Below are 21,252 nucleotides of genomic sequence, written 5' to 3'. Positions count from 1 at the left end.
ATTACCATTGTATATAATTGGATAATAAAATGGAAATCTGGATGCTTCAGGGTGACAATCAAACCATTCAATGGCCTGACTCACACTCTAAAAACAATAAAAACCCCAAAACATCCACCCCAATGTGACTTGGGCTGATCTGTTCCAGGGTTCTATAGTTATCTAGCTTATATACATAAATCTGACGTGCTAGTTCACGGTTTGATTCGAGAACTTATTGCTCCTGCTGGGATGGCTTGCGTCTTAACAATTTCATCACCAAATCGGTAATACTTGGTTGTTCCGCAGAGCCAAGAATATCCTCGTTCTCTTCCGTGTGGACCTTAATACTCATCACAAGACCCATGCTGATCATGTTGATCATAATGGAGGTACCACCCGAACTGATAAACGGCAGCGTAATCCCTGTCAACGGCATCAGACCAATGAATGGACCAATATTAACAAAGATCTGGTAGAGCAGCATCGCTATAATCCCAACAATGAGATAAGGCCCCGCTCGATCCTTACACTCCAGTGCAATCAGCACCAGCCTGTGAATCAGGATAAAGTACAGGAGAAGCAGTACCGAGGCACCGATGAAGCCAAATTCTTCCCCAATCTGCACAAAGATCGAGTCAGCATAGGCCAGCGGCACCCGATTCGACTGAATCGTTGTGCCCTCCATATAACCTTTGCCCGTAATCCCGCCAGAACCAATCGCAAGCTTTGCATTATACGTCTGCCAGAGTACATCTCTTGAGGTCAGCTCTGGTACAAGCCAGGGGTCAAAACGATCCGCCCAGTGCGAACGTCCAATGTCATTCAGGAATTTAACAATCTCATCATGATAATGAATATATGCCTGTGTACCACCGATAAAGGTAGCCACAGCAATAATAAAACCAATGAGGGCGTGCGTAAATTTAATGTTGCCGATCCATAATAGACCCACAAGAATGACAACATAACTCAACGCATTTCCCAAGTCATTTTGAAGCAATACGAGTAGTAACGGCGGCAGAACACAGAGTGAAATCGGAATAACATCACGTCCAAAATAGAGCGGACGATTCTTCTTTCGGGCCAAAAAGGCTGATAAAAACACAATCAGGCATAGCTTGAACAACTCAGCAGGCTGCAAGCTGACCCCGAAGATGGACAGCCAACCTTTTGCCCCGTAGTACTCTTTACCAAAGAACATTACGAAAATGAGCAGCAGCATACCCACGCCATAGATATATAAATAATTTTTGATTATGAATTTATAGTTGATCATCGACATCCCAAAAAAGACTACGAATCCCAAAATATAAAATATTACTGCACTTTTCGGGAGTCCCTCCAGCTTTGGACGACCAAACGTTGTACTGTAAATCGACAAAATACTGATACCCATCAGAATAACGAGTATAAAGACAATAGAATAGTCTATCTTTTTAAATTTGTGCAGCATGTAATTATGTTCCCCCAAGCATTCAGAAATCTTCGGTATATCTCATTGTAGAGGATTTCACGGCAAAAAGAAAACCCGCGGAACCTTACATTTTCGTCACCTGTTCCGAAGTACGAACACCCAGGACATGCCGCTCGATTCCGGCAAGGTCCGGTACAATGATAATTTCCGGCCAATGTCCCGCCGATTCAAGCAGAGCTGCGATGTCGCGAGCCTGCCCCTGGCCCAGCTCAAAACCAATGATCTGCGGCGGCGCAGGCAGCAGCGCCAACTGCTCCAGCATGACACGGTACGGTGCAAGCCCGTCCGGACCGCCGTCCAGTGCCATGCGCGGCTCATGATCGCGCACCTCCTGCTGTAACCCGGCGATATCCGCCGCCGGGATGTATGGCGGGTTGGACACCAGGATGTCCACCCGGGCCCCGGCGAACGGGGCCAGCAGATCGCCTTCACGGAAGTCGATCTGTACCCCGTTCGCGGCCGCGTTCCGCGCGGCCACTTGCAGGGCAGCCGCCGAGAGATCCCCGGCGCCGACCTGCCAGCGCGGGCGCAGTGAAGCCATCGTCACCGCGATGGCACCACTGCCCGTGCCGATATCGACGGCGAGCGGAGCGCCGTCAGGAAACACGCGGTCGGCTTCGCGCAGCACAGCCTCGACGAGCAGCTCGGTCTCCGGCCGCGGAATCAGCACGGCCGGCGTGACCTCGAACGGCAGCCCATAGAATTCCTGGCTGCCGATAATGTATTGCGCCGGCTCACCCGCAGCCTTTCGCGTGACGGCGTCCTCCCAGCCGCTGCGATGCTCGCTGGGAAAAGGCTCCGGCTGCATCATGTAATACGCGGCGCCATAAACGCCGAGTATATGTTCCAGCAGCAGCCGAGCATTGTTTTGCGGCTCGTACACGCCGCACTTCTCCAAAAAAGAGGAAGCCTCCACGAAGGCTTCCCGACAGCTCTGTTCCGGCGTCATGACAAACTGCGCGCGGGTCACAGATTATTCTCCTCTATCCATCAACTCGGTCTGCTGAGCAATCGTCAGTGCAGACAAGATATCTTCAATCTCCCCGTTCATGATCTGATCCAGCTTGTGCATCGTCAGACCGATACGGTGATCCGTCACACGGCTTTGCGGGAAGTTGTACGTACGAATACGCTCACTGCGGTCGCCCGTTCCCACTTTACTTTTCCGCTCAACAGAGATCTTCGCTTCCTCTTCCATACGTTTCATATCGAAGATACGTGTACGCAGAACCTGCAACGCTTTTTCCTTGTTGGAGTTCTGTGATTTTCCATCCTGACATGTCGCCACAATTCCCGTTGGAACGTGCGTTACCCGTACTGCAGATTTCGTGGTATTAACCGATTGTCCACCAGCACCACTGGAACAGAACGTATCAACACGGATGTCTTTATCATGAATTTCGATATCGAAATCTTCGGCTTCAGGCATAACCGCAACCGTTGAAGTTGACGTATGGATACGTCCGCCGGATTCAGTTGTTGGAATACGCTGCACTCGGTGTGCGCCGCTTTCGTATTTCATTTTGCTGTATGCGCCACGTCCGTTGATCAGGAAAACAACCTCTTTGAATCCACCGAGATCATTTGTGTTAACGTCCATCAGCTCTACACGCCAGCCTTGTGCATCTGCATAACGTGTGTACATCCGATACAGATCTGCTGCAAACAACGCTGCCTCATCTCCACCAGCTGCTCCGCGAATCTCAACAATAACGTTTTTGTCGTCATTCGGATCTTTTGGCAGCATGAGTACACGAATCAATTCGTCCAGTTCCTTCTGGCGAGTGCTCAGTTCGTCAATTTCCATTTTGACCATTTCGCGCATCTCGTCATCCAGTTTCTCACCCTGCATTTCCTTTGCAGCTTCGAGATCCTGACTTACCTGTTTGTATTCAGTGTACGCTTCATAAGTCGGTTGCAGATCGGATTGTTCTTTGGAGTATTCACGCAACTTTTTGTTGTCACTCGCCACATCCGGGTCACACAAAAGCTCGCTCAATTTATCATAACGGTCGGCTAACGCCTGTAATTTATCCAACATGTATAGTCACCTCACGTTTTATTTGGTCCATGCATATGTTCATTTCCATACAGATTCCACATGCACTATTCGTCTACATTCATACCTGCTACATATCTATAATTCAAAATATCTATCATTCAAAATTCCACAAACCACAGGATTCATCGGAATCCCCTGACCGCAGCATCTCATTCGAATTCCGTGTTATATGATCGACGTATAACCTCGCTACAACGTCATCAAATCCTTTACTTTTAAAGTGATATAAAGAAATCGCCTACCTCCTGAAAACCCCGCCTCATCTTATCGATTAGAACGATTAGTTCATCATGGGTATACGACTCTTAATTATAGCATATGCTTAAGCTTATGAACAGCAACAGTTCACGGTGCGAACAATATATTTTTATGCAAACCAGGCAACTCACCAAGAATAATCTACACCTTAGCCTCCACGATCCTGGGAAACCCCCTTCACTGATCAGCGTTGCTAGAGCAATTCATCCTCTAACTGTTCAAGCACAACACTCCACCATGTTTCCTCATCAAGCATACTTACAGGGTCTTTCTCTATATAAAATAAACGAAGCTGCTTCACCGCTTCTACTCTTCCAGATTGATCTTTCTTCTGCAAATGAGGTTTAATCTCTCCACGGCGAAACGCCTCCAGCTTCGCCTGCACTTGTTCTAGTGTCATGACAGTTGGCTCATTAGCTCGGGAATGCTCCTGCACGATTTCCTTGTACCTGCTGAGATACGCCAGAAACAGGTGGATACTACTGTTCATTACAGCATATTCTCCGGTCGGCACATCCACTCTATACATTATGCCTGTTCTCGATTCCAGTCCGAGTATAGCCGTCTGCTCATCCCACTCATACCCAATAGGTAGCAACGTTTTGAGATCGTCCGATATGCTCATCAACCCCATATCTGGCAGCGGATCGAACCTGATCCCAAGTACATCTTCATCATTCAAGGTGAGCTGTGGCAAGCCAGAATAAAGCAGCAATTCCTGCGTTTCTCCGGACAAATTTGTTTTTTCTATAAGCAGAGGATCATATCGAATTAACCGGGATGTTTTATCCATTCTTGCCACCTCCTCAATGGTTACTTCTTTCCTTTTATTATATCCATCACGGGTAAACAATCCAGCGAAAACGTAATCAAACTGCAAGTTCCACTGCGTAAAAATGGTACACAAAAACAGCACTATTCTCCACGAAAGAGAGTAGTGCTGTTCTTTATTTTAACCGGTAAGCCCATGAAGGCTGACCCGTCTTTAATCTCGATTTTTAGATTATACGTTGAAACGGAAGTGCATAACGTCGCCGTCATTTACAACGTACTCTTTACCTTCAAGACGAAGTTGTCCGCGCTCTTTGGCACCGTTCATGGAACCCGCTGCAACCAGATCATCGTAGGAAACAACCTCTGCCCGGATGAATCCACGCTCGAAGTCGGTGTGAATGACACCCGCTGCGCCTGGTGCTTTCGTTCCTTTACGGATTGTCCATGCACGAACTTCCTGTACGCCTGCTGTGAAGTATGTGTACAGACCGAGCAATTTGTAAGCCGCTTTGATCAACAGGTTCAGACCGGAATCCTCGATACCGAGTTCTTCCAGGAACATTTGTTTATCTTCGCCTTCCAGCTCAGAGATCTCTTCTTCAACCTTTGCACTGATTGGCACCACTTCTGCATTCTCAGCAGCTGCGAATTCTCTTACTTTTTGCACGTAAGCATTGTTCGCCACGTCGCCGATTTCGTCCTCAGCTACATTGGCTGCGTACAGAACAGGCTTCAGGGTAAGCAAGTGCAGATCGCGTATGATCAGAAGCTCGTCATCCGTAAGTTCCATGCTGCGTGCCGGCTTGTCATCGTACAGAACAGCCTTCACTTTCTCCAACACTTCTACTTCTTGAGAGGCAGACTTGTTGCCGCCCTTCATGTTTTTCTTGGAGCGATCGATTTTCTTCTCAACACTCTCGATATCGGCCAGGATCAGCTCCAGATTGATTGTCTGGATGTCGCTTACCGGGTCAATTTTGCCATCGACGTGTGTAATGTTCTCATCTACAAAGCAACGTACCACGTGTACAATTGCATCTACTTCACGAATATGGGCAAGGAACTTGTTACCAAGACCTTCACCTTTGCTCGCGCCGCGAACAAGACCTGCGATATCTACAAACTCAAACGCCGTTGGTACTGTTTTCTTAGGCACAACGAGTTCTGTCAGTTTGTCCAAACGCTCATCGGGTACTTCAACGATCCCCACGTTAGGGTCAATTGTACAGAACGGATAGTTTGCCGATTCGGCACCTGCTTGTGTAATTGCGTTAAACAACGTAGATTTTCCGACGTTCGGAAGCCCTACAATTCCTGCTTTCAAAGCCATGTATATGACAACTCCTCATTGATTACTTGTTCGGTATGGATAATCCTATACATTATATATGACAAACCTCAAGGCATCAAGGAACTTCGCCAATTCGACCAGAGCCCCATTCACTTCCCGAAATCCCCGGTTACTGCGGATGATTTGTTTTGCGTAGATGATAACTTTCAGCCTAGATTATCCGCTTTTAGGTTTACCCTTTGATTTCCTTGTACATGGTAAGATCCGTTACCTCATATCCCATCTTGCGATAAAGGCTGCTCGCACGCACATTATGTCCAAACACATGCAGGCCAATGCGATCCACGCCAAGATTCAAGGCCGTCTGTTCAAGCGCCTCCATCGTCTCTGTTCCATACCCTTTACCGCGATGTGCTTCTTCAACCACAATGTCTAGTAAAAATGCATCTTTGCCACGACGATTATCCGTGATATTAAACCAGATATACCCTACATTTCCGTCCACAGGATGCATCAGATTGTAGAGATACGCTCCGGGTGTGTTCAAGCCTTCTGGCAGATAACGTTCATAAGATTCCTCGGCAAGTTGCTGCGCCTCTTCCTCTGCCCAAGTGCCGGCCTCTACTTTTTCCTGTGCAAAATCCTTAATCGATCGAATGCGAAAACTCGCATAATCTTCCTGATTCATTGGAGAAAGTTCCAACTTAATTCCCCTCCTTATTTCGAGTGATCTTCATTATGTAGGATCTCTGTTCAGTCCTATATGTACTGCTAATATCTTATTCTATCCTGTTCTCCCGCTTGGCGCATGAAGTAATTCTGACGATTTGAACTCCAATTTTCATATGTATCCATTCTATCTATAACTTTTGATCTCTTCCCATCGTTTATACCTCATAGGAAAGGAGTGCATTATATTGTACACACGTCGCCGATTCTCCAAAAGGAAAATCATTATCTTGTCCGCCATCTTAATCGTCATAGGCATCATCGCCTTTAAGAGTTTTCTAAATGCAGTCGATCCCTTTCGTCACTTAAGGATCACGATCCACAACCAGTCCGACTATGATCTCACCAATATTCAGGCTAACCTGGCCCAAGGTGACAACTCGTTTAACAACAACAACAACAACAACAATGCGAGTGGCTCCACCTACGTATTCGACAAAGATATTCCCAGCGGAGCAAACGTGAAATTCGCCCCGCAGCTGAAACTTTCCGGGGAGGGCGCCGTCTCCTTAACGTTTACGGACAGCCGCGGTAAAACCTATAACAAAACAGTTTGCGGTTATACGGAGTACTTGTCCGGCAATTCCTACGTCACTGTAACCAATGAGAATGTCACTGTGAAAGATGAATGTATGTAATAACGATACTTCGCTCTGTGGACTTATGTTAAAATATAGGGGCGAGCGACCCACCAAAGTTTCTCGCCCAAAGTCGATTGTATTATTCAATCGGCTTTTTTATTTTAACCTGATTATATTGATTAATTAAATCATCCAAGACCATAGATTGCTGTATAACATGAGGATGAAGCAGATTTCCATAGTCCATCTTGAGTTGATAGAGCTTTTGTCTCGCTGCTTCGATCTGCAACTTGAGCTCACCACAATCCATATTCACCCCTCCCTGTTGTAACATTCTAGTCCATTCTGCTAATTAGTAGGAAATCAAGTGAACTCCAACACGAAAAAGCTCCCTTCAACGTAGACAATTACCCATTCTACTTGAGGGAGCAGCTCATATTCAAAAAGCGTATTTTCAGAAATGCTGTTTAACTCCCTGTGCCGTGGCCATTAGTTGTCACGATTACTGGACGGTCTTTTTCAACGGGGATGGGTTGAGTAGTAGGAAAAACAACGCCTACTGTGATACTGCATGTAACTATCAATATTGCCAATTTCATCTTCATTCGTCATCAAACCTCCCGAATCATTTTTTTGTATCGTAGTTTAGCTTCTTCGACTGCATAATACCGAAATTCTTCAAATATTTTTATACACTCTAGAATACTATCTTTATTCTTAATTTTATTTGCAAAATCCAAACCGTTAAGAATCAACTCAAATCCTCTGTTATAATCTTGATGTTTTAAATAGTATGTACCTAGGCCCACAAGCAAAGTGCCATATTGATCATTCGTATATTGCTCGCTGATTTTTCCAATACGACTGCTTTGGTCCTGATACATGAAATAAGATTGATACTTTTCAAGAATTGAAGAAATGTTCATATCATACCGATTCGCTGCATTTACAATCGCACATAAAGCAGGAAAGATCTCATTTTCTCTCTCCGAGATATAGTTCATATAACTTTGGATAACCTCTGTTTTACCTGACATTAGTTCATATAGATATCGATTGCCTTCTGCCCATTCCTCGAACTGACGAATAACAACGGTTTCCTCTTCGCTCGGATCATTTATCCAACTATAATCGGTGTACAACGAAACATACTGAAGTGCTTCTCCATATTCTTCATAATAAAAACAAGCCTCTCCAAGCATCAAATAAGCGTATAAAACATAGAATATAATTTGCTTTTTAGGGTTATCTTCCGCTACATTTACTTTTTTCTTCAATTCATAATGGATCATTGCTTTTAACTTTAACTGATCAGCAAGGCTCCTCACCTTATCCCATCGACGCAATGAAGCATACACATTCATCAGATCGTTCAGTCCATCCAGCTGGTAAGGCTCGTCTAGCCGATCTACAAAAAACTCGAACTGGGTAGCAAGTGCAAGATTACTCATCTGATCCTTGGAAAGCCCGATTGTGAACAAACGATACTGACTTAGAGCCAACCGTTCAGAATGTTGCATTTTCTCACCCTCGGCTACACATACATACAAGGGCTTGGCCGCTTCTAACTTCCCTTCACGATATAACTGTTCAGCCAATTCGAACAAAAGCGGTGCATAGGAAAGATTATCCATAATTAGATTAACGGCTTCTTCCATATAATCGACCTTACCGAGTTCGGCACAACGGTATAAAAAAGGCCCCAGTCTTCGCCAATCCGGGCTTGTATGTACAAAACACTCATGTATGTATAATTCATAGAAGTAACCCTCTGTTAAACCCATCCCGGCAGTTAGTCGATCCAACTGCTGCATGCCAATGGTACGCAGCCCGTTCAGCGTACCACTCAACGTCCCTGAGTTGATTCCCGATATCTCAGAGAATTGATTGAGTGTCATATGGTTCGTTTTTAAGTAGTCTGCTAAATGATCACGTATTGTGGCTACTGATTTCAAAGGTACACCACCTTTCCAAGCAAAATTAAGCAATGGTCAATTAAATAATACTATATTTTTGAATTTAATATCAATATTTTACTTGTAAATAATTTACTTTTATTTAAATTCAACATATCTATTATCACATTAAAAAAGCCGAACGATATTACGCTCGGCTAGTTAGCATTCTATTATTATTTGCTGATTAGAAGCATCTGAGACAGAAAGACATCTGTTGTTGAAAGAAAAAAGACATTTGGAAAATACTTAGCCAGCTTCTTCATCTCTGTACTATCCATAACCTCTTCTTCCCTCCAACCCACACAATAACATATAAAATAAGGAGCTAAGGCTAGTTGTAGCTGAACAAATTCAATAAATTTCATTTCTTGTTGAGTAACTTCTAAATCACAGATTTCTGATGTATTCGGCCTATACTGGTAAGTGACATAAGGAGTGTGAATCAATGCTTGCCCTCTTACCCTACTTAAAAAGAACAAAATAAATGGATTTAAGAGCCCCTCCGTATACAACGTATGATAGCCATCGTATACTTTCTTCATCGAATCTGGATTTGATAAAGTAATCTGAATATGAACCTTCCCGTTTTTGTATGCAACTCGTAGAGAGTCGAAAAGCGTAAGTAGCTTCATGACCAGTTTTTCATTTAATTGACCTTCTAACTCTGGATAGTATAGTTCTCCTACATACTTAGGTTGGTTGGTCCCCGCTTGAAGTTCACCCTGATAGATCATATAGAATTGGAACAAGGCAAACTGTATATCCACATTAGACAAAATAACTTCTTTTAAATCCTGCTTTTCGAATACAATTTCGTTAAATGCCACTCCACTATCTAAAATTTTTCTAACTACTATCATGTTTTCTTGAATAAAATAAACCTCTTGTTTCAATACTTCTTCATGCTCTGGATCACTATACAATGTATTGAGACCACCGCTATCTATTTTAAAAAGAGTTTTTTCAATCATATCAATTGACTCCTTACAGAAATATAGTTTTTAAGCAAAAGGCGTGTAGCTGTCGCCACACGCCGAATATATAATACTTGTACTAGAATTAGAAATAATGTTCCCAATCAAAGAATACATCAGCATTCGACCAACCGCCAGTTAATTTCACAGTCGCGTATCCCTCAACCATAATCATGCTAGTGTCAAAATTAATTTTGATATCACTTTCCTCAGTAATATTCACAGTTTTAAGAGGCAAGAAATTGATATAATTAATATTCATTCTTACTCCTTCTGCATTAGTAGCTGCTGCAGCATATCCTTTTACACTACTGATCCATGTGGCAATATCGCCGCCTTCAACCCATATCTTTAAGTATACTTCAATATGACCAGTAACTCCATTTTTTTGATAATATGTGTATGTAGGCTGGGTTCTAACTTTAGCTACCTGGACAGCTTGAGGAGAAACATTATCTGTCGAGATATTATCTGATTGTCTATACACTTCCACGTCTATCGGCTCAATAGATTCAATTTTTTTTATGATTCTATCGGCCTCTTCTTGACTGCTTACTTCAATAGAGGCAATAGGCTGTTGAGAAGAGCCTTCAGTTATTGCTCGCTGTAGGTTTTCTTCCGTAATTACTTTGACCGAATCTGCATTAACACTATCTGCTGATACAAATGCAGTTCCAAACAAGCTTGCTACAAGCAATAAAGCTGATAACATGACCATAAATCTTTTCACCATTTCAATTCCTCCAATTCCTATTTTGAGATATATTTACATTTCAAATATAGCTTATTTGCATTCATTTGGTTAGTTTTCGACAAACCTTCCTATAAGGCGACATAATATATTTTGGACGATCAGCTTTTGAATACAGCGAAAGGCAGGATTGGCTATTTGTATGAAAAATAAGATTGGGCGACACTTTAGATGCAGCCAGCGTCACTAAAAATGCACTGGCTAGAGAAGCAAAAGTTAGACCGAACCTTATCTATGATCTGTGCGAAGGAAAAACGAAAAGGCTTGATTTAGATACGTTGAATAATATCGTGAACACTCTACGGGCAATGACAGGAAATGATTACACTCTTACAGATGTTTTGGAGTACATACCGGATGATGACAAGGGGTAAAAAAACAAACTGGGCTGAGCATTGTCAATGGAGCCCTCACCTTCTCAATTTCAAAGAGAAACACAAACAAACCGTCCATGTTTACTTTGGACGGTTTGTTTGGCTTACTACTGAATTCTGGTTATGTTAAAACAAGCACAAAATAGATAAGGAGCTTTAAGGATTTGATAAGTTGAGCTCCATACGGAGTGCGACGGACAAGTCAATGCCGCCGCCAGACACTGGTTTATTTCAATCCACGCTCTCCATACGGAGTGCGACGTTGGAATAGCACCAAGGCTGTATACGAATGATCAATTTCAATCCACGCACTCCATACGGAGTGCGACGACTACCGCCCTGGCTGAAATCAAGCGGGATCCCTATTTCAATCCACGCACTCCATACGGAGTGCGACAGCAAAACCACACGTAATAACGTCATCAATTTCAAACATTATCACGCATTCTCAATCATTATACCAAATCATAGAAACATTTGTGATAAAAAGCATCCTTCAACGAACACATGTGTTGCCAAAAGGTCACGAAAACGATGTTTTCGACAAAATTCGAGGTGCGAATCCCCCAGGGAAATCATGTGAGCTTGGGGTTCGCACCTGTATTTCCACCCTCACTCTACCGCCGTTCCACCAGACGTGTTGTCTGCTTCAGATCTTCAATCTGACCTGCACCAATGCCAAACATGACAGTACGAAGTTCAAACTCAACCTGTTCCAACCGCTCATTCAGCGCATCATCCGAAGCGACTGCGGATTCGAGCAGAGATCGACCGAAACCAGCGAGATCTGCCCCGAGCGCGAGGGCTTTGGCCGCATCCACGCCAGTGTGCAGTCCACCACTACCAATCAGGGCACCGGTAGGGTTCAGCGCCCGCACTTCCTGAATACACTCCGCTGTGGGAATGCCCCAGTCGGCAAAAGCTTCCGCAGCTGCCCGGCGTACCGGGTTATTGTTGCGGTACTTCTCTACCTGCACCCAGCTTGTACCTCCAGCCCCGGCTACATCGATAAACGCGACACCCGCTTCATATAGGCGTTGAGCCGTCACGCCATCGATGCCAAACCCTACTTCTTTTACGCCAACAGGCACGTCTAGCTCACGACACAAGTTTTCAATCCGTTGAAATAATCCACTGAAGTTGGTGTTACCTTCCGGCTGGAAGACTTCCTGCAACGTGTTCAGATGAAGCACGAGCATATCCGCACCCGCAATATCTACTGCACGTTGGAAGTCAGCTGTTGTGAACCCATAGTTCAACTGCACCGCACCCAGGTTGGCAATGACCGGGATATCCGGTGCCCAGCGCCGCACATCGAAGGTACTCGCCAGTTCCGGCTGTTCCACGGCAGCCCGGATCGAACCTACGCCGAGCGCCCAGCCTCTGGCGTTTGCTACTCGGGCGAGGCGCTCATTGATGGCGCCCGTTGTTTTGCTTCCCCCCGTCATCGAACTGATGAGCAAGGGTGTGCGTACTTTTTTGCCAATAAACGAAGTCTCCAGATGCACCTCTTCAAAATCCAGTTCCGGCAGTGGATGATGACGAAAAGCATACCGCTCCATGCCGCTGGTTACCCCTTCTCCTGCCACATTCTCCTCAAGACAGAGGCGCACGTGCTCTAGCTTCCGTTCTCCCGTAGCCACTTCGGGAAGCAGCCGTTCGCCGGCTCGCTCTTGTTCATTCATGATGAGACCTCCTATGTGAGAATCGTGCGGATCGACAGGATAACCTGCCCGTTCCTTGCTTCTATGTATATACGTCTTTTTGCAAAAGACAAAAACATCAATCCTATAAGCATTACAAATTAACTCTATCCAGTATAACGTTCCAATCGACCTATTGAAAGGATGCCCTGTTACCAAATGTCTCACTTGATCCTCAGGGCACCGCTATTACATGCCTACTCAAAAACACGGATCTTCCGTCGCACCTTCAAAGCTGGTTAGCAGAGACGATGCACACGCACATGGATCAACAGAACACATTTCACTCCATCATCCTGCACAACAAACTTATCTCAATATTTCCGATGCCAACTGCTCACCAACAAGCTGTCCGGACAACGTTACAATTGGGGTTCCACCGCCTGGATGCGTTGTTCCGCCCACATACCAGAGTCCTTGTACATCTTTGCTTCGGTTGCCCGGTCGCATGAAGGTCTGCTTCACCGAGTTGGACGATATGCCGTAGATCGACCCTTGATGCGCCAAAGTATCTCGTTCGATATCTCGCGGCGTATATCGGATCAGCACATCGGATTGGTTCAACCCCGTTATTCCCCGTCCTGCCAACTGTTCCAGCACAAACGCTCCGTAACGTTCCGTCTGCTGATCCCAATTCCATGAATCCGACAAGTAGGGGGCATTGACCAGAATGAACAGGTTACTGGCTCCCGCCGGAGCCATGCCCGCTTCCGAATAACCGGAATAACAGATGTAGATTGTGGGATCGTCTGGCATTTTACGGTCGCGGAAAATATGGTCGAACTCCGGTTCATACCGTTCCGGGAAGAAAACCGTATGATGCAACAGTGCATCATATTGCCTTCGAACACCTGCCAGCGTCACAAATCCCGAAATGGAGGGCTCATATTTCCGTATGCGGGCATCGCTCATCTCTTTCCGATGTTCCGGTGCGAGCAGCAGTCGATTCACGCTAAGCACATCTCCATTGGCAACCACCTGATCGGCTTCCCGGAAGCCTTGGTCCGTATCCACACCTGCCACTTTGCCATTCCGAACAACAATCTGCCGGACCTCTGTACCGGTAATGATCTGCACACCTTTTTCCCGTGCCAGACGAGTCATTCCTTCGATCAGTTGATAAGTTCCACCTTTAACTCCGTAGATGCCCACCTCTGCTTCCACATGCCCCATCATGGCAAAGATCGAAGGTGACTGATACGGCGATGATCCTACATAGGTCGCGTACCGTCCAAACATAGCGAGTGTATGCGGATGCTGGAAAAACGAACGCAGCAGCTTATCCAGCTTCACCGTTGGCCTCACGCGGAGCAGGCTGCGCAGCATTTGGAGATTGTATTTGTCAGAAGGAGACAGCAGCAATTTACCGAGAAAATGGCGATTGGCTTCCGCATATAGCGCAGCAGACTCATCCATAAATGCATCATAACAAGCCGCATCCTCCGGACTGTACGCTGCGATCTGCTCCTTCATCCACCCGCGATTACCTGACAAATCTACCACTGTGCCATCTGCGAATATATTACGCGTGCGCGGCTCTAACTCATATAGCTGTACGTAATCTTCCATCGCAACACCTGCATGGTCGAAGACGGAACGAAAAGTGGATGGCATCGTGATCGTGCTCGGTCCTCGGTCAAAATGATACCCGTCCCGCTCAATCTGCTGCAGCTTGCCACCTACATGTTCCTGCCGTTCCAGAATGGTCACCTGCACACCTTGTGAAGCCAGTCGTATCGCACACGACAGACCTCCGAATCCTGCACCGATTATAATGACGTTACCTCTCAACTGTACCGCCTACCTTTCCATACATACCCCTTGCCGGAGCGTCCTGCCTGCCAGGAAGCGAGTCCGATGGCAATGACACAGGCCATGCTGACCGGTTGCAGAAGGGCAAGCCACCACGGTTGTCCGCCAGCATGATCTGCAACTCTTTTCACAGCCATACCTAATAATGTTCCTAACAGTCCATACAGAATGGACATCGAACTACCCATAAGGAGTCCAATAATCAAGCCCAACGGAGGCACAATGTACATCAGTGTATACATCAACATCGTACCCAGCAGCAGTACGTCTTTGCGGCCCATACCTTCGTACATGTTTTTCTTGTATCCATTCCATACTTCTACACCGTTTTGATACATGCGGGTATTTGTTACGTCATGCACATCGGTCAGCATCACCGGATGACCTGCACGCTTGACTGCTTTGGCAAGACTCATGTCATCCACCAAATGCGCTTGAATGGCAGCATGACCACCGGATGCTTCGTAACTGGAGCGATGAATCAGCAAAAAAGCCCCCGTAGCGGCTACAAACATCGGACTGGATGATCTGCGTATCATGAAAATGGGCAGATGACTAATGATGGTGAAAACCATCATCGGTACGACAAGTTTTTCCATCCAAGTCTTCGTTACCTGATAAGGAAAACCGGTTACCAGACCCCCGCTCTGCTCACACCCTGCCGCAAGAGTCTGTCGAATCGCACTTGGTTCCAGACGCACATCCGCATCTACGAACATATACCATTCTCCCTCGGCCTCCTGAACCAGCCTGTGACACGCATGGGATTTCCCCATCCAGCCCTCGGGAAGTTCGACACCATGCAGCAGTCGTACACGTGTATCACGCTCCGCGATTGCCTGGACCATGGCCGCTGTCTCATCTTCGGAGCGATCATCCAGCACCAACACTTCCATCCGGAATCCCGATGTCTCGCTCGCGAGTACACTTTCCAGACATCCTTCGATATGTAGTCTTTCATTTCTGGCTGGAATCAGTACCGAGACCAGCAGGTCTGGTGGTTGTATCTTGTCTGCCCGGAATAAACGTACTTTGGGCAGACAGGAGACGTTCCATAGAGCGAACAGCAACTGTATGCCTAATATGCAGGTAAGCACAATCCAGAAGATTTCAGATGCATTCATCCTAACGGTTCACCCGCTTTCGCGTGGCATCGTATTTTTCACTTGTCGAACGTACATGACGAATCAGCGGAAGCGCATCTGGCAAACTTCCCTGTCCCAACCGTACAAGCTCTGATCTGTGATCGTCTAACTGCTCTTCCAACAAAAGGCCGAGTCTGGAGGCAATCTCTTCACTCTTGAGCGTCTTCCAGTCTTCCATCACAGGCGGGCCCGCCTGCATCGATATTTCCGGTAGATCATGCTGGACCATCCCATGGCATAAGGTTACGGGTACGGCGATGGCATTTGGGGAGCGGCGAAGCAGCAATCCGATGCCTGGACGGAACCGAATTGGTCTCGCCTCCTGATGCAATATTTCTCCTTGCGGAAATATCCAGACTCTTTTGCCCGAATCCAGCAGTTCACTGGTGTACTGCAGGGAGGTACGAATACCGGACGCACTCTCCTTATTGATTGAATACGCACCCAATTTACGAAAAAAAGCATATTGTTGCAGCTGTTGCTCCTCCATCATCACATAATGATCTCCTTGCGATGTCTTCCTGGCCGCATGATAGAGCAGCAGACCATCCCACCAGGAACTGTGGTTCATGAAGTAGATCACCGGACGAGTCGGATCAATCGGGGAGTTGTCCCTGATGTCCACCTGCGGGTCCAGTGACCCCGTGAGCGTGAAGGAGCGGAAGCGCCGACGCAGCAGATAATAGTGATTGTATAAGGCAAAAATATGATTAAACGGTTTTGATTTTACGGCGCGAATCATAGAGCCAGCTCCCTTCGGCAAGAAGCACACCAGCAATGGCGATGATAAAGCTGCCCGTAATTCCTTCCTTTAGGGCAAGCAGGCCGAACAGAAGAATAAACAGCTGATACAGCCATTTTGCACGCAGCAAAGAGCTACGGTCACCAGGCATGGCCGGAAGGAAGAGGGATAGGAATGCACCCATGATAAACCAGCTTATGTAATTGGTCCACGGAACACCGTAGAATCCACCTGGAGCTTGCCACTCCCAGAATCCTCTTGCATGCGCAACAGGGTCGAGCACCAGATCAAGAACAATCGCCCAGAACCCGGTCTTCACTGCTCGAAGCAATTTGCCAGGCCAGGTTGAACCCCCGCCACTTAACAGCGCCGAGTTACCAACCACTGCAATCCAGGCGAAACCGAGTGTAACTGGCACACTGAACAGATGAATCCCGAAGAAGTCCGAGTATGCATATTCGCCAAAGGGCCAGTGAGTATGAACCCCTACCCACTCCACGCCCATGCCTCCCAGCCAGATGATTACAGAAGAAATCCAAAGTCCGGGTTTCAGCCAAATGACTGACTGGTCGGACAGGCCTGTCCGATTACGCCCTTGATAGATCAGATCCAGCACATACAATGCGTAGAAGATTAGAAATAATCCATTTGAAAAAGATAATACGTCAGGCACACCGATCGTTAGCATCAAGGTTGCTCCAATGACATACCACGCCCAGTAAAGCCACTGGATCATCAGGATACCGCCGTTCGGGAAGCTTGATAGGCCAGCATCGGGTAACGTTTCACAATCGCACCCAGCATCTCCAGTTTCAATTCATCGCTAACATATGCCCGTTTGGTATATACGTCATAGTCGTTGCGTTCAACCGCGTGTAGAATGGTGGAGTAAAAGGCTGCTGCCAGCTCGATGGAAAATGCACTTTCTGTTGGGTACGTATCCAGACGATCCATGCCAATACGGAACCAGTTCAATGCTGCAGCTTTTAATTCATGAACAATGGCAATAAAACGTTCGTCCACGACCCCGTCTTCAAAGTCCTGCTCGGTGTAACCATGCTTCTCCATGATCTCCAGCGGAACATACCGGCGCACTCTGGCCCGATCTTCACCAACATCCCGAATAATATTAACGATCTGCATCCCTTTACCTAAAGCAATCCCGTTCATGGCTACTTCCGCGCCGTTATCATCCCGCAATACAGGCAACAACATCTCGCCTACAGTTCCAGCTACCAGATAACAATAATGCTCCAGTTCCTGCATCGTTGCATAATGCGTTATTTTAAGATCTGTGAGCTGCCCTTCCATCTGACGGAAAAATGGGCCCTTATCCAGATGAGGAAAACTGCTGAACAACCATCTCAGTGCTGGCCAGATAAAGTGTCCTTCCGCGTCGTCTAGTCGATCAAACAAATCATGGATCTCGTGAATCGTATATGGCGAATATTCCGGCTCGTCTACACTGTCATCAATCATGCGGCAGAAGGCATAAATGACATATACCGCTTCCCGACGTGGACTTGGCAGCCCTCTAAAGGCCTGATAAAAAGAGGAAGAACCCTTTTGCATCAACTCTTCACACCTGCTCAAAATCGCTTCATTCATGTTCCCATCTCCTTCATGAGTTGATTGACGGCCATACGTGCACTCTGCATTACAATCGGCACTCCGCCACCTGGATGTACAGATGCTCCTGCGGCATATAATCCCTTTATATTAGGGAATGGTTTGGGTTGCGGTCGGTAAACACCGGACTGGAACAATACAGGTGCTATACCGAAGCTTCCGCCACCATAGAGACCGTCTCGCTCTGCATCAGCGGGTGTACGCACCTTTTTCCACTTGATCGCTGCACGAAGTCCCGGGAATCCACGTTGCTCCGCTTCTTCCAGTACACGTTCTGCCAAAGCTTCGCTCTCCTGATCCCAGTCGACACCTTCGGCATCAGGCACCGGAATGAGGAAGTATAATACACTCTGTCCTTGAGGTGCTGCAGTTTCATCCAATGCGACCGGATTAAATACGTAAAATGAGGACTTTGCCGGAATGCGTCGCTGATTGAACACTTCCTGCAAACTGCCTTCAAGACTCGGTGGCAGGAAGAACTGGTGCGTCATTGTATCTTCCCAGGTTTTGTCCACGCCAACGTAGAGCAATACACATCCGGAAGATGGGCGATACGGTTTTCTTTTCCGCGGAGCCTTAGGCAACTGACCAAGCAATCCCGAGAGATGGGGAAAATCACCATTATAGATAACTGCATCCACATGTTCTGCGCCTGCTGCCGTTTCTATACCTTCACATACACCATTTTCAATCGTGAGGCCTGTAACTTCCGCATTCAGCACAACACGTCCACCACGTGAGATCAGTTCCTGTTCCAGAATGGCCGGCAATGCTGCATACCCGCCCTTCACCATCCAGATACCATATTCATGCTCTGCATAGGGAAGCAGGGAGTAGATGCCTGGCGTCCCAAATGGTGATCCACCGATGTATAGACTTTGTAGCGAGTAAGCGTCTAGCAATTCCTCATGCTGAAAATAATCCCCTACCGCTTTCCGGACACTTTTGTGTGCACGCAATCTGCCCATGAGTGACATGAGAGAAGGTGTGAAGAAATCCCTTTTGCGCGGAAAAGCCCGTTCCAGAAACGCTGCCCGTCCTGCAGGAAATAACGTGTCCATGTCTTTCATGAATCGTGTGAATCCCCGGCTCTCTCCCGGGAACAAACGTTCAATCTCAGCCGTCTGCTCCTCACGTGACGTCATCTTGGTCATGACACGACCACTGTGATAGTGCACTCTGTATAGCGGATCACAGCGAAGCAACTCAATCTTCGAACGATCTACGCCCGCTTCCTCCAGTATGCCAAGTAACATCTCCGGCAGAAGCACGATGGTCGGCCCCTGATCGATCCGGTATTCGCCTTCCTGCTCATATCCAATGCGTCCGCCAACGCGGGTACCCCGTTCATACACGGTGACATCCCATCCCTGACGGTTCAACAACAACGCAGAAGTAAGTCCGCCAATCCCTGCCCCTACAATGGCGGCCCGCTTCATGAATGCCCTCCGGCTTCTGCCGTCTTCACATAAGAGGATGGTTTCAAGCGCGTGCGAGCGTCCTCTTCCTGAATCAGCCTCACGCTGATTCGAGCCGATTCAAAGATCGTTGGCAATCCGCTGCCCGGATGTGTTCCGCCGCCTACCAGCCATACACTTTTCAACTCTTCAAACTGGTTATGGGGACGCAGGTACATCATCTGACCCAAATTATGTGCCATGTTAAACGTTGCTCCGCGGTACACATCCAGTTCAGTCTCCCAATCGAGTGGAGTGAACAGCATACATTCTTCAATACGGCTGCGTATGTCTGCCAGCTCAGGAATGCCTTCCATGCGTTTCATCATGGCCTCTTGCACATTCTCCCGTTCTGCCTCCCAATCAATGTCTGCGGTAAGGTTAGGCGTAGGCATAAGAACATATAAAGCAGATTTCCCTTCCGGTGCCAGCGTCGAATCAAGTCTGGAAGGGTTATGAATATATAGAGATGGATCGGCTGATAACATTTTGTGCTTTGTAATCTCATCAACGTTCAACCGGTAGTCCTCGGGAAAATAGATCGAGTGATGCGGCAGGTCCACCTCACCATCCACACCCAGATACAGCATTGCTGTAGAGCAGGAATACTTTTTGCGTTTCATTTTCTCCGGGGTATATTTCTTAAGCACGCCTGGTTCGAAAAGATGATTCACCGCATGTGCGAAGTCAGCGTTCACCACCACATGGTCCGCATCGATGCGCTCACCGTTCTCAAGCAACACACCTTCTGCACGACCATTGCGAACGATGACCTGTTTCACCGGGGTGGAAGTATGTATTCGTCCTCCGTATTCTTCCACGACATCAGCCATGGCTTGGAAGATCCGATTCACGCCGCCAATGGGGTGGAATAATCCGTAGTGATGCTCAATAAACGATAATATGGTAAAGGTGCCCGGACAATCCCAGGCAGACATGCCAAGGTATTTGGATTGGAATGTAAATGCCCAGCGTAGACGCTCATCTGTAAAATAGCGGGACAAGATTCCATAGACTGTATTGTGAACATCAAGCTTGGGTAGAGCTGTTACCGCATCCTTGCGTAAATAGTCAGTCAGCTTGCCAAAAGGACGACGGAGCAAAGGCATGACTTTGCCAAACTTCACTTCTTCTTCTTGCATGAACCGAAGGTAATTGTCTTCATTGCCCGGAAACAATTCCTTAATCTGTGCAGCTGTATCTTCCCGATTACGAGAAGGCGTGAACACCTTATCACCAAAGTTCAGTGCGTACAGTGGGGTTAACTCTTTCATATGCACATAATCGGATAACTTGCGTCCCACCACGTCGAACATCTCTTCAATCAGCTGAGGCATCATCAAAAATGTAGCACCCCGGTCGAATCGATATCCACCCAGTTCCAATCTGGCAGAACGCCCCCCGATGACTGGCTGTTTCTCATACACATCTACCTCGTACCCCTGACCGGACAATAACATCGCTGCTGCAAGTCCACCCGGACCTGCGCCAATAACAGCTGCACGTTTGCGTTGTTGATTCGGTATCATGCCACTCACCTTTCTATGTAGGGAGTT

At 46.9% G+C, this 21,252-nt stretch carries 21 protein-coding genes; 2 read left to right on the top strand and 19 right to left on the bottom strand.

The window, feature by feature from the left end:
* Window positions 1-214: 214 nt before the first annotated feature.
* The 6 genes from FE296_RS17820 to FE296_RS17795 form a co-directional block, all read right to left on the bottom strand.
* Window positions 215-1,435: an FtsW/RodA/SpoVE family cell cycle protein gene (locus tag FE296_RS17820; RefSeq protein ID WP_124116541.1), complete on the bottom strand. Its 1,221-nt coding sequence runs from the start codon at window positions 1,433-1,435 to the stop codon at window positions 215-217.
* Between the two features lie 85 nt (window positions 1,436-1,520).
* Window positions 1,521-2,405, bottom strand: a complete 885-nt coding sequence (gene prmC / locus FE296_RS17815) for a peptide chain release factor N(5)-glutamine methyltransferase (protein WP_150365879.1) — start codon at window positions 2,403-2,405, stop codon at window positions 1,521-1,523.
* Window positions 2,406-2,429: 24 nt separating this feature from the next.
* Entirely contained in the window at window positions 2,430-3,497 is a 1,068-nt protein-coding gene (prfA, locus tag FE296_RS17810) for a peptide chain release factor 1 (protein WP_124116542.1), read from the bottom strand.
* 472 nt (window positions 3,498-3,969) lie between these two features.
* The gene (locus FE296_RS17805; RefSeq protein ID WP_150365843.1) at window positions 3,970-4,569 is read right to left on the bottom strand and encodes an SUKH-4 family immunity protein; all 600 of its coding nucleotides are present in this window, start codon (window positions 4,567-4,569) and stop codon (window positions 3,970-3,972) included.
* A 210-nt stretch (window positions 4,570-4,779) separates the two neighbouring features.
* On the bottom strand, window positions 4,780-5,880 hold the full coding sequence (gene ychF, locus FE296_RS17800) for a redox-regulated ATPase YchF (protein ID WP_124116543.1): 1,101 nt from the start codon (window positions 5,878-5,880) through the stop codon (window positions 4,780-4,782).
* A 193-nt stretch (window positions 5,881-6,073) separates the two neighbouring features.
* On the bottom strand, window positions 6,074-6,544 hold the full coding sequence (locus FE296_RS17795; protein ID WP_223868926.1) for a GNAT family N-acetyltransferase: 471 nt from the start codon (window positions 6,542-6,544) through the stop codon (window positions 6,074-6,076).
* A 214-nt stretch (window positions 6,545-6,758) separates the two neighbouring features.
* On the opposite strand from FE296_RS17795, the gene FE296_RS17790 reads away from it, so the two are divergent.
* A complete protein-coding gene (locus tag FE296_RS17790) occupies window positions 6,759-7,208 on the top strand; it encodes a hypothetical protein (protein ID WP_150365842.1) in 450 nt (149 codons plus the stop codon).
* An 82-nt stretch (window positions 7,209-7,290) separates the two neighbouring features.
* On the opposite strand, the gene FE296_RS17785 is transcribed toward FE296_RS17790, so the two are convergent.
* From FE296_RS17785 to FE296_RS17770, 4 genes are all read right to left on the bottom strand, one after another.
* Window positions 7,291-7,461 carry an aspartyl-phosphate phosphatase Spo0E family protein gene (locus tag FE296_RS17785; RefSeq protein WP_101313549.1) on the bottom strand — a complete coding sequence of 57 codons (171 nt, stop codon included), beginning with the start codon at window positions 7,459-7,461 and terminating at the stop codon, window positions 7,291-7,293.
* A 301-nt stretch (window positions 7,462-7,762) separates the two neighbouring features.
* Entirely contained in the window at window positions 7,763-9,106 is a 1,344-nt protein-coding gene (locus tag FE296_RS17780) for a transcriptional regulator (protein ID WP_223868925.1), read from the bottom strand.
* A gap of 176 nt (window positions 9,107-9,282) precedes the next feature.
* Window positions 9,283-10,080, bottom strand: coding sequence for a hypothetical protein (locus FE296_RS17775; RefSeq protein WP_124116545.1), 798 nt, complete (start codon window positions 10,078-10,080; stop codon window positions 9,283-9,285).
* Between the two features lie 88 nt (window positions 10,081-10,168).
* Window positions 10,169-10,816, bottom strand: coding sequence for a hypothetical protein (locus tag FE296_RS17770; protein ID WP_124116546.1), 648 nt, complete (start codon window positions 10,814-10,816; stop codon window positions 10,169-10,171).
* 173 nt (window positions 10,817-10,989) lie between these two features.
* On the opposite strand from FE296_RS17770, the gene FE296_RS17765 reads away from it, so the two are divergent.
* Entirely contained in the window at window positions 10,990-11,208 is a 219-nt protein-coding gene (locus FE296_RS17765) for a helix-turn-helix domain-containing protein (RefSeq protein ID WP_223868924.1), read from the top strand.
* A gap of 231 nt (window positions 11,209-11,439) precedes the next feature.
* Here the strand turns inward: FE296_RS17765 and FE296_RS34080 are convergent, their stop codons facing one another.
* The 9 genes from FE296_RS34080 to FE296_RS17725 all read right to left on the bottom strand — a co-directional run bounded on the left by FE296_RS34080 (window position 11,440) and on the right by FE296_RS17725 (window position 21,225).
* On the bottom strand, window positions 11,440-11,631 hold the full coding sequence (locus FE296_RS34080; RefSeq protein WP_411860586.1) for a hypothetical protein: 192 nt from the start codon (window positions 11,629-11,631) through the stop codon (window positions 11,440-11,442).
* Between the two features lie 194 nt (window positions 11,632-11,825).
* Window positions 11,826-12,893, bottom strand: a complete 1,068-nt coding sequence (gene fni / locus FE296_RS17760) for a type 2 isopentenyl-diphosphate Delta-isomerase (protein ID WP_124116548.1) — start codon at window positions 12,891-12,893, stop codon at window positions 11,826-11,828.
* Between the two features lie 327 nt (window positions 12,894-13,220).
* On the bottom strand, window positions 13,221-14,702 hold the full coding sequence (locus FE296_RS17755) for a phytoene desaturase family protein (RefSeq protein WP_124116549.1): 1,482 nt from the start codon (window positions 14,700-14,702) through the stop codon (window positions 13,221-13,223).
* The gene (locus FE296_RS17750) at window positions 14,699-15,847 is read right to left on the bottom strand and encodes a glycosyltransferase family 2 protein (RefSeq protein ID WP_150365841.1); all 1,149 of its coding nucleotides are present in this window, start codon (window positions 15,845-15,847) and stop codon (window positions 14,699-14,701) included. Before FE296_RS17750 ends, FE296_RS17755 begins: the two co-directional genes overlap by 4 nt.
* Before the next feature lies 1 nt (window position 15,848).
* On the bottom strand, window positions 15,849-16,610 hold the full coding sequence (locus FE296_RS17745; RefSeq protein ID WP_124116551.1) for a lysophospholipid acyltransferase family protein: 762 nt from the start codon (window positions 16,608-16,610) through the stop codon (window positions 15,849-15,851).
* The gene (locus FE296_RS17740) at window positions 16,579-17,346 is read right to left on the bottom strand and encodes a carotenoid biosynthesis protein (RefSeq protein WP_150365840.1); all 768 of its coding nucleotides are present in this window, start codon (window positions 17,344-17,346) and stop codon (window positions 16,579-16,581) included. The genes FE296_RS17745 and FE296_RS17740 overlap by 32 nt, the downstream gene beginning before the upstream one ends.
* A complete protein-coding gene (locus tag FE296_RS17735) occupies window positions 17,346-18,218 on the bottom strand; it encodes a phytoene/squalene synthase family protein (RefSeq protein WP_150365839.1) in 873 nt (290 codons plus the stop codon). The genes FE296_RS17740 and FE296_RS17735 overlap by 1 nt, the downstream gene beginning before the upstream one ends.
* Window positions 18,215-19,678: a phytoene desaturase family protein gene (locus FE296_RS17730; protein WP_150365838.1), complete on the bottom strand. Its 1,464-nt coding sequence runs from the start codon at window positions 19,676-19,678 to the stop codon at window positions 18,215-18,217. Before FE296_RS17730 ends, FE296_RS17735 begins: the two co-directional genes overlap by 4 nt.
* Complete coding sequence (locus FE296_RS17725; protein ID WP_124116555.1) at window positions 19,675-21,225, bottom strand: phytoene desaturase family protein; 1,551 nt, start codon at window positions 21,223-21,225, stop codon at window positions 19,675-19,677. The genes FE296_RS17730 and FE296_RS17725 overlap by 4 nt, the downstream gene beginning before the upstream one ends.
* Between the last annotated feature and the right edge of the window lie 27 nt (window positions 21,226-21,252).

The sequence above is a fragment of the Paenibacillus sp. UASWS1643 genome (genome assembly GCF_008693195.1).
Classification (GTDB): domain Bacteria; phylum Bacillota; class Bacilli; order Paenibacillales; family Paenibacillaceae; genus Paenibacillus; species Paenibacillus amylolyticus_B.
Note: the sequence above shows the minus strand (reverse complement) of the source record. Positions and strands in the feature narration are given on the sequence as shown.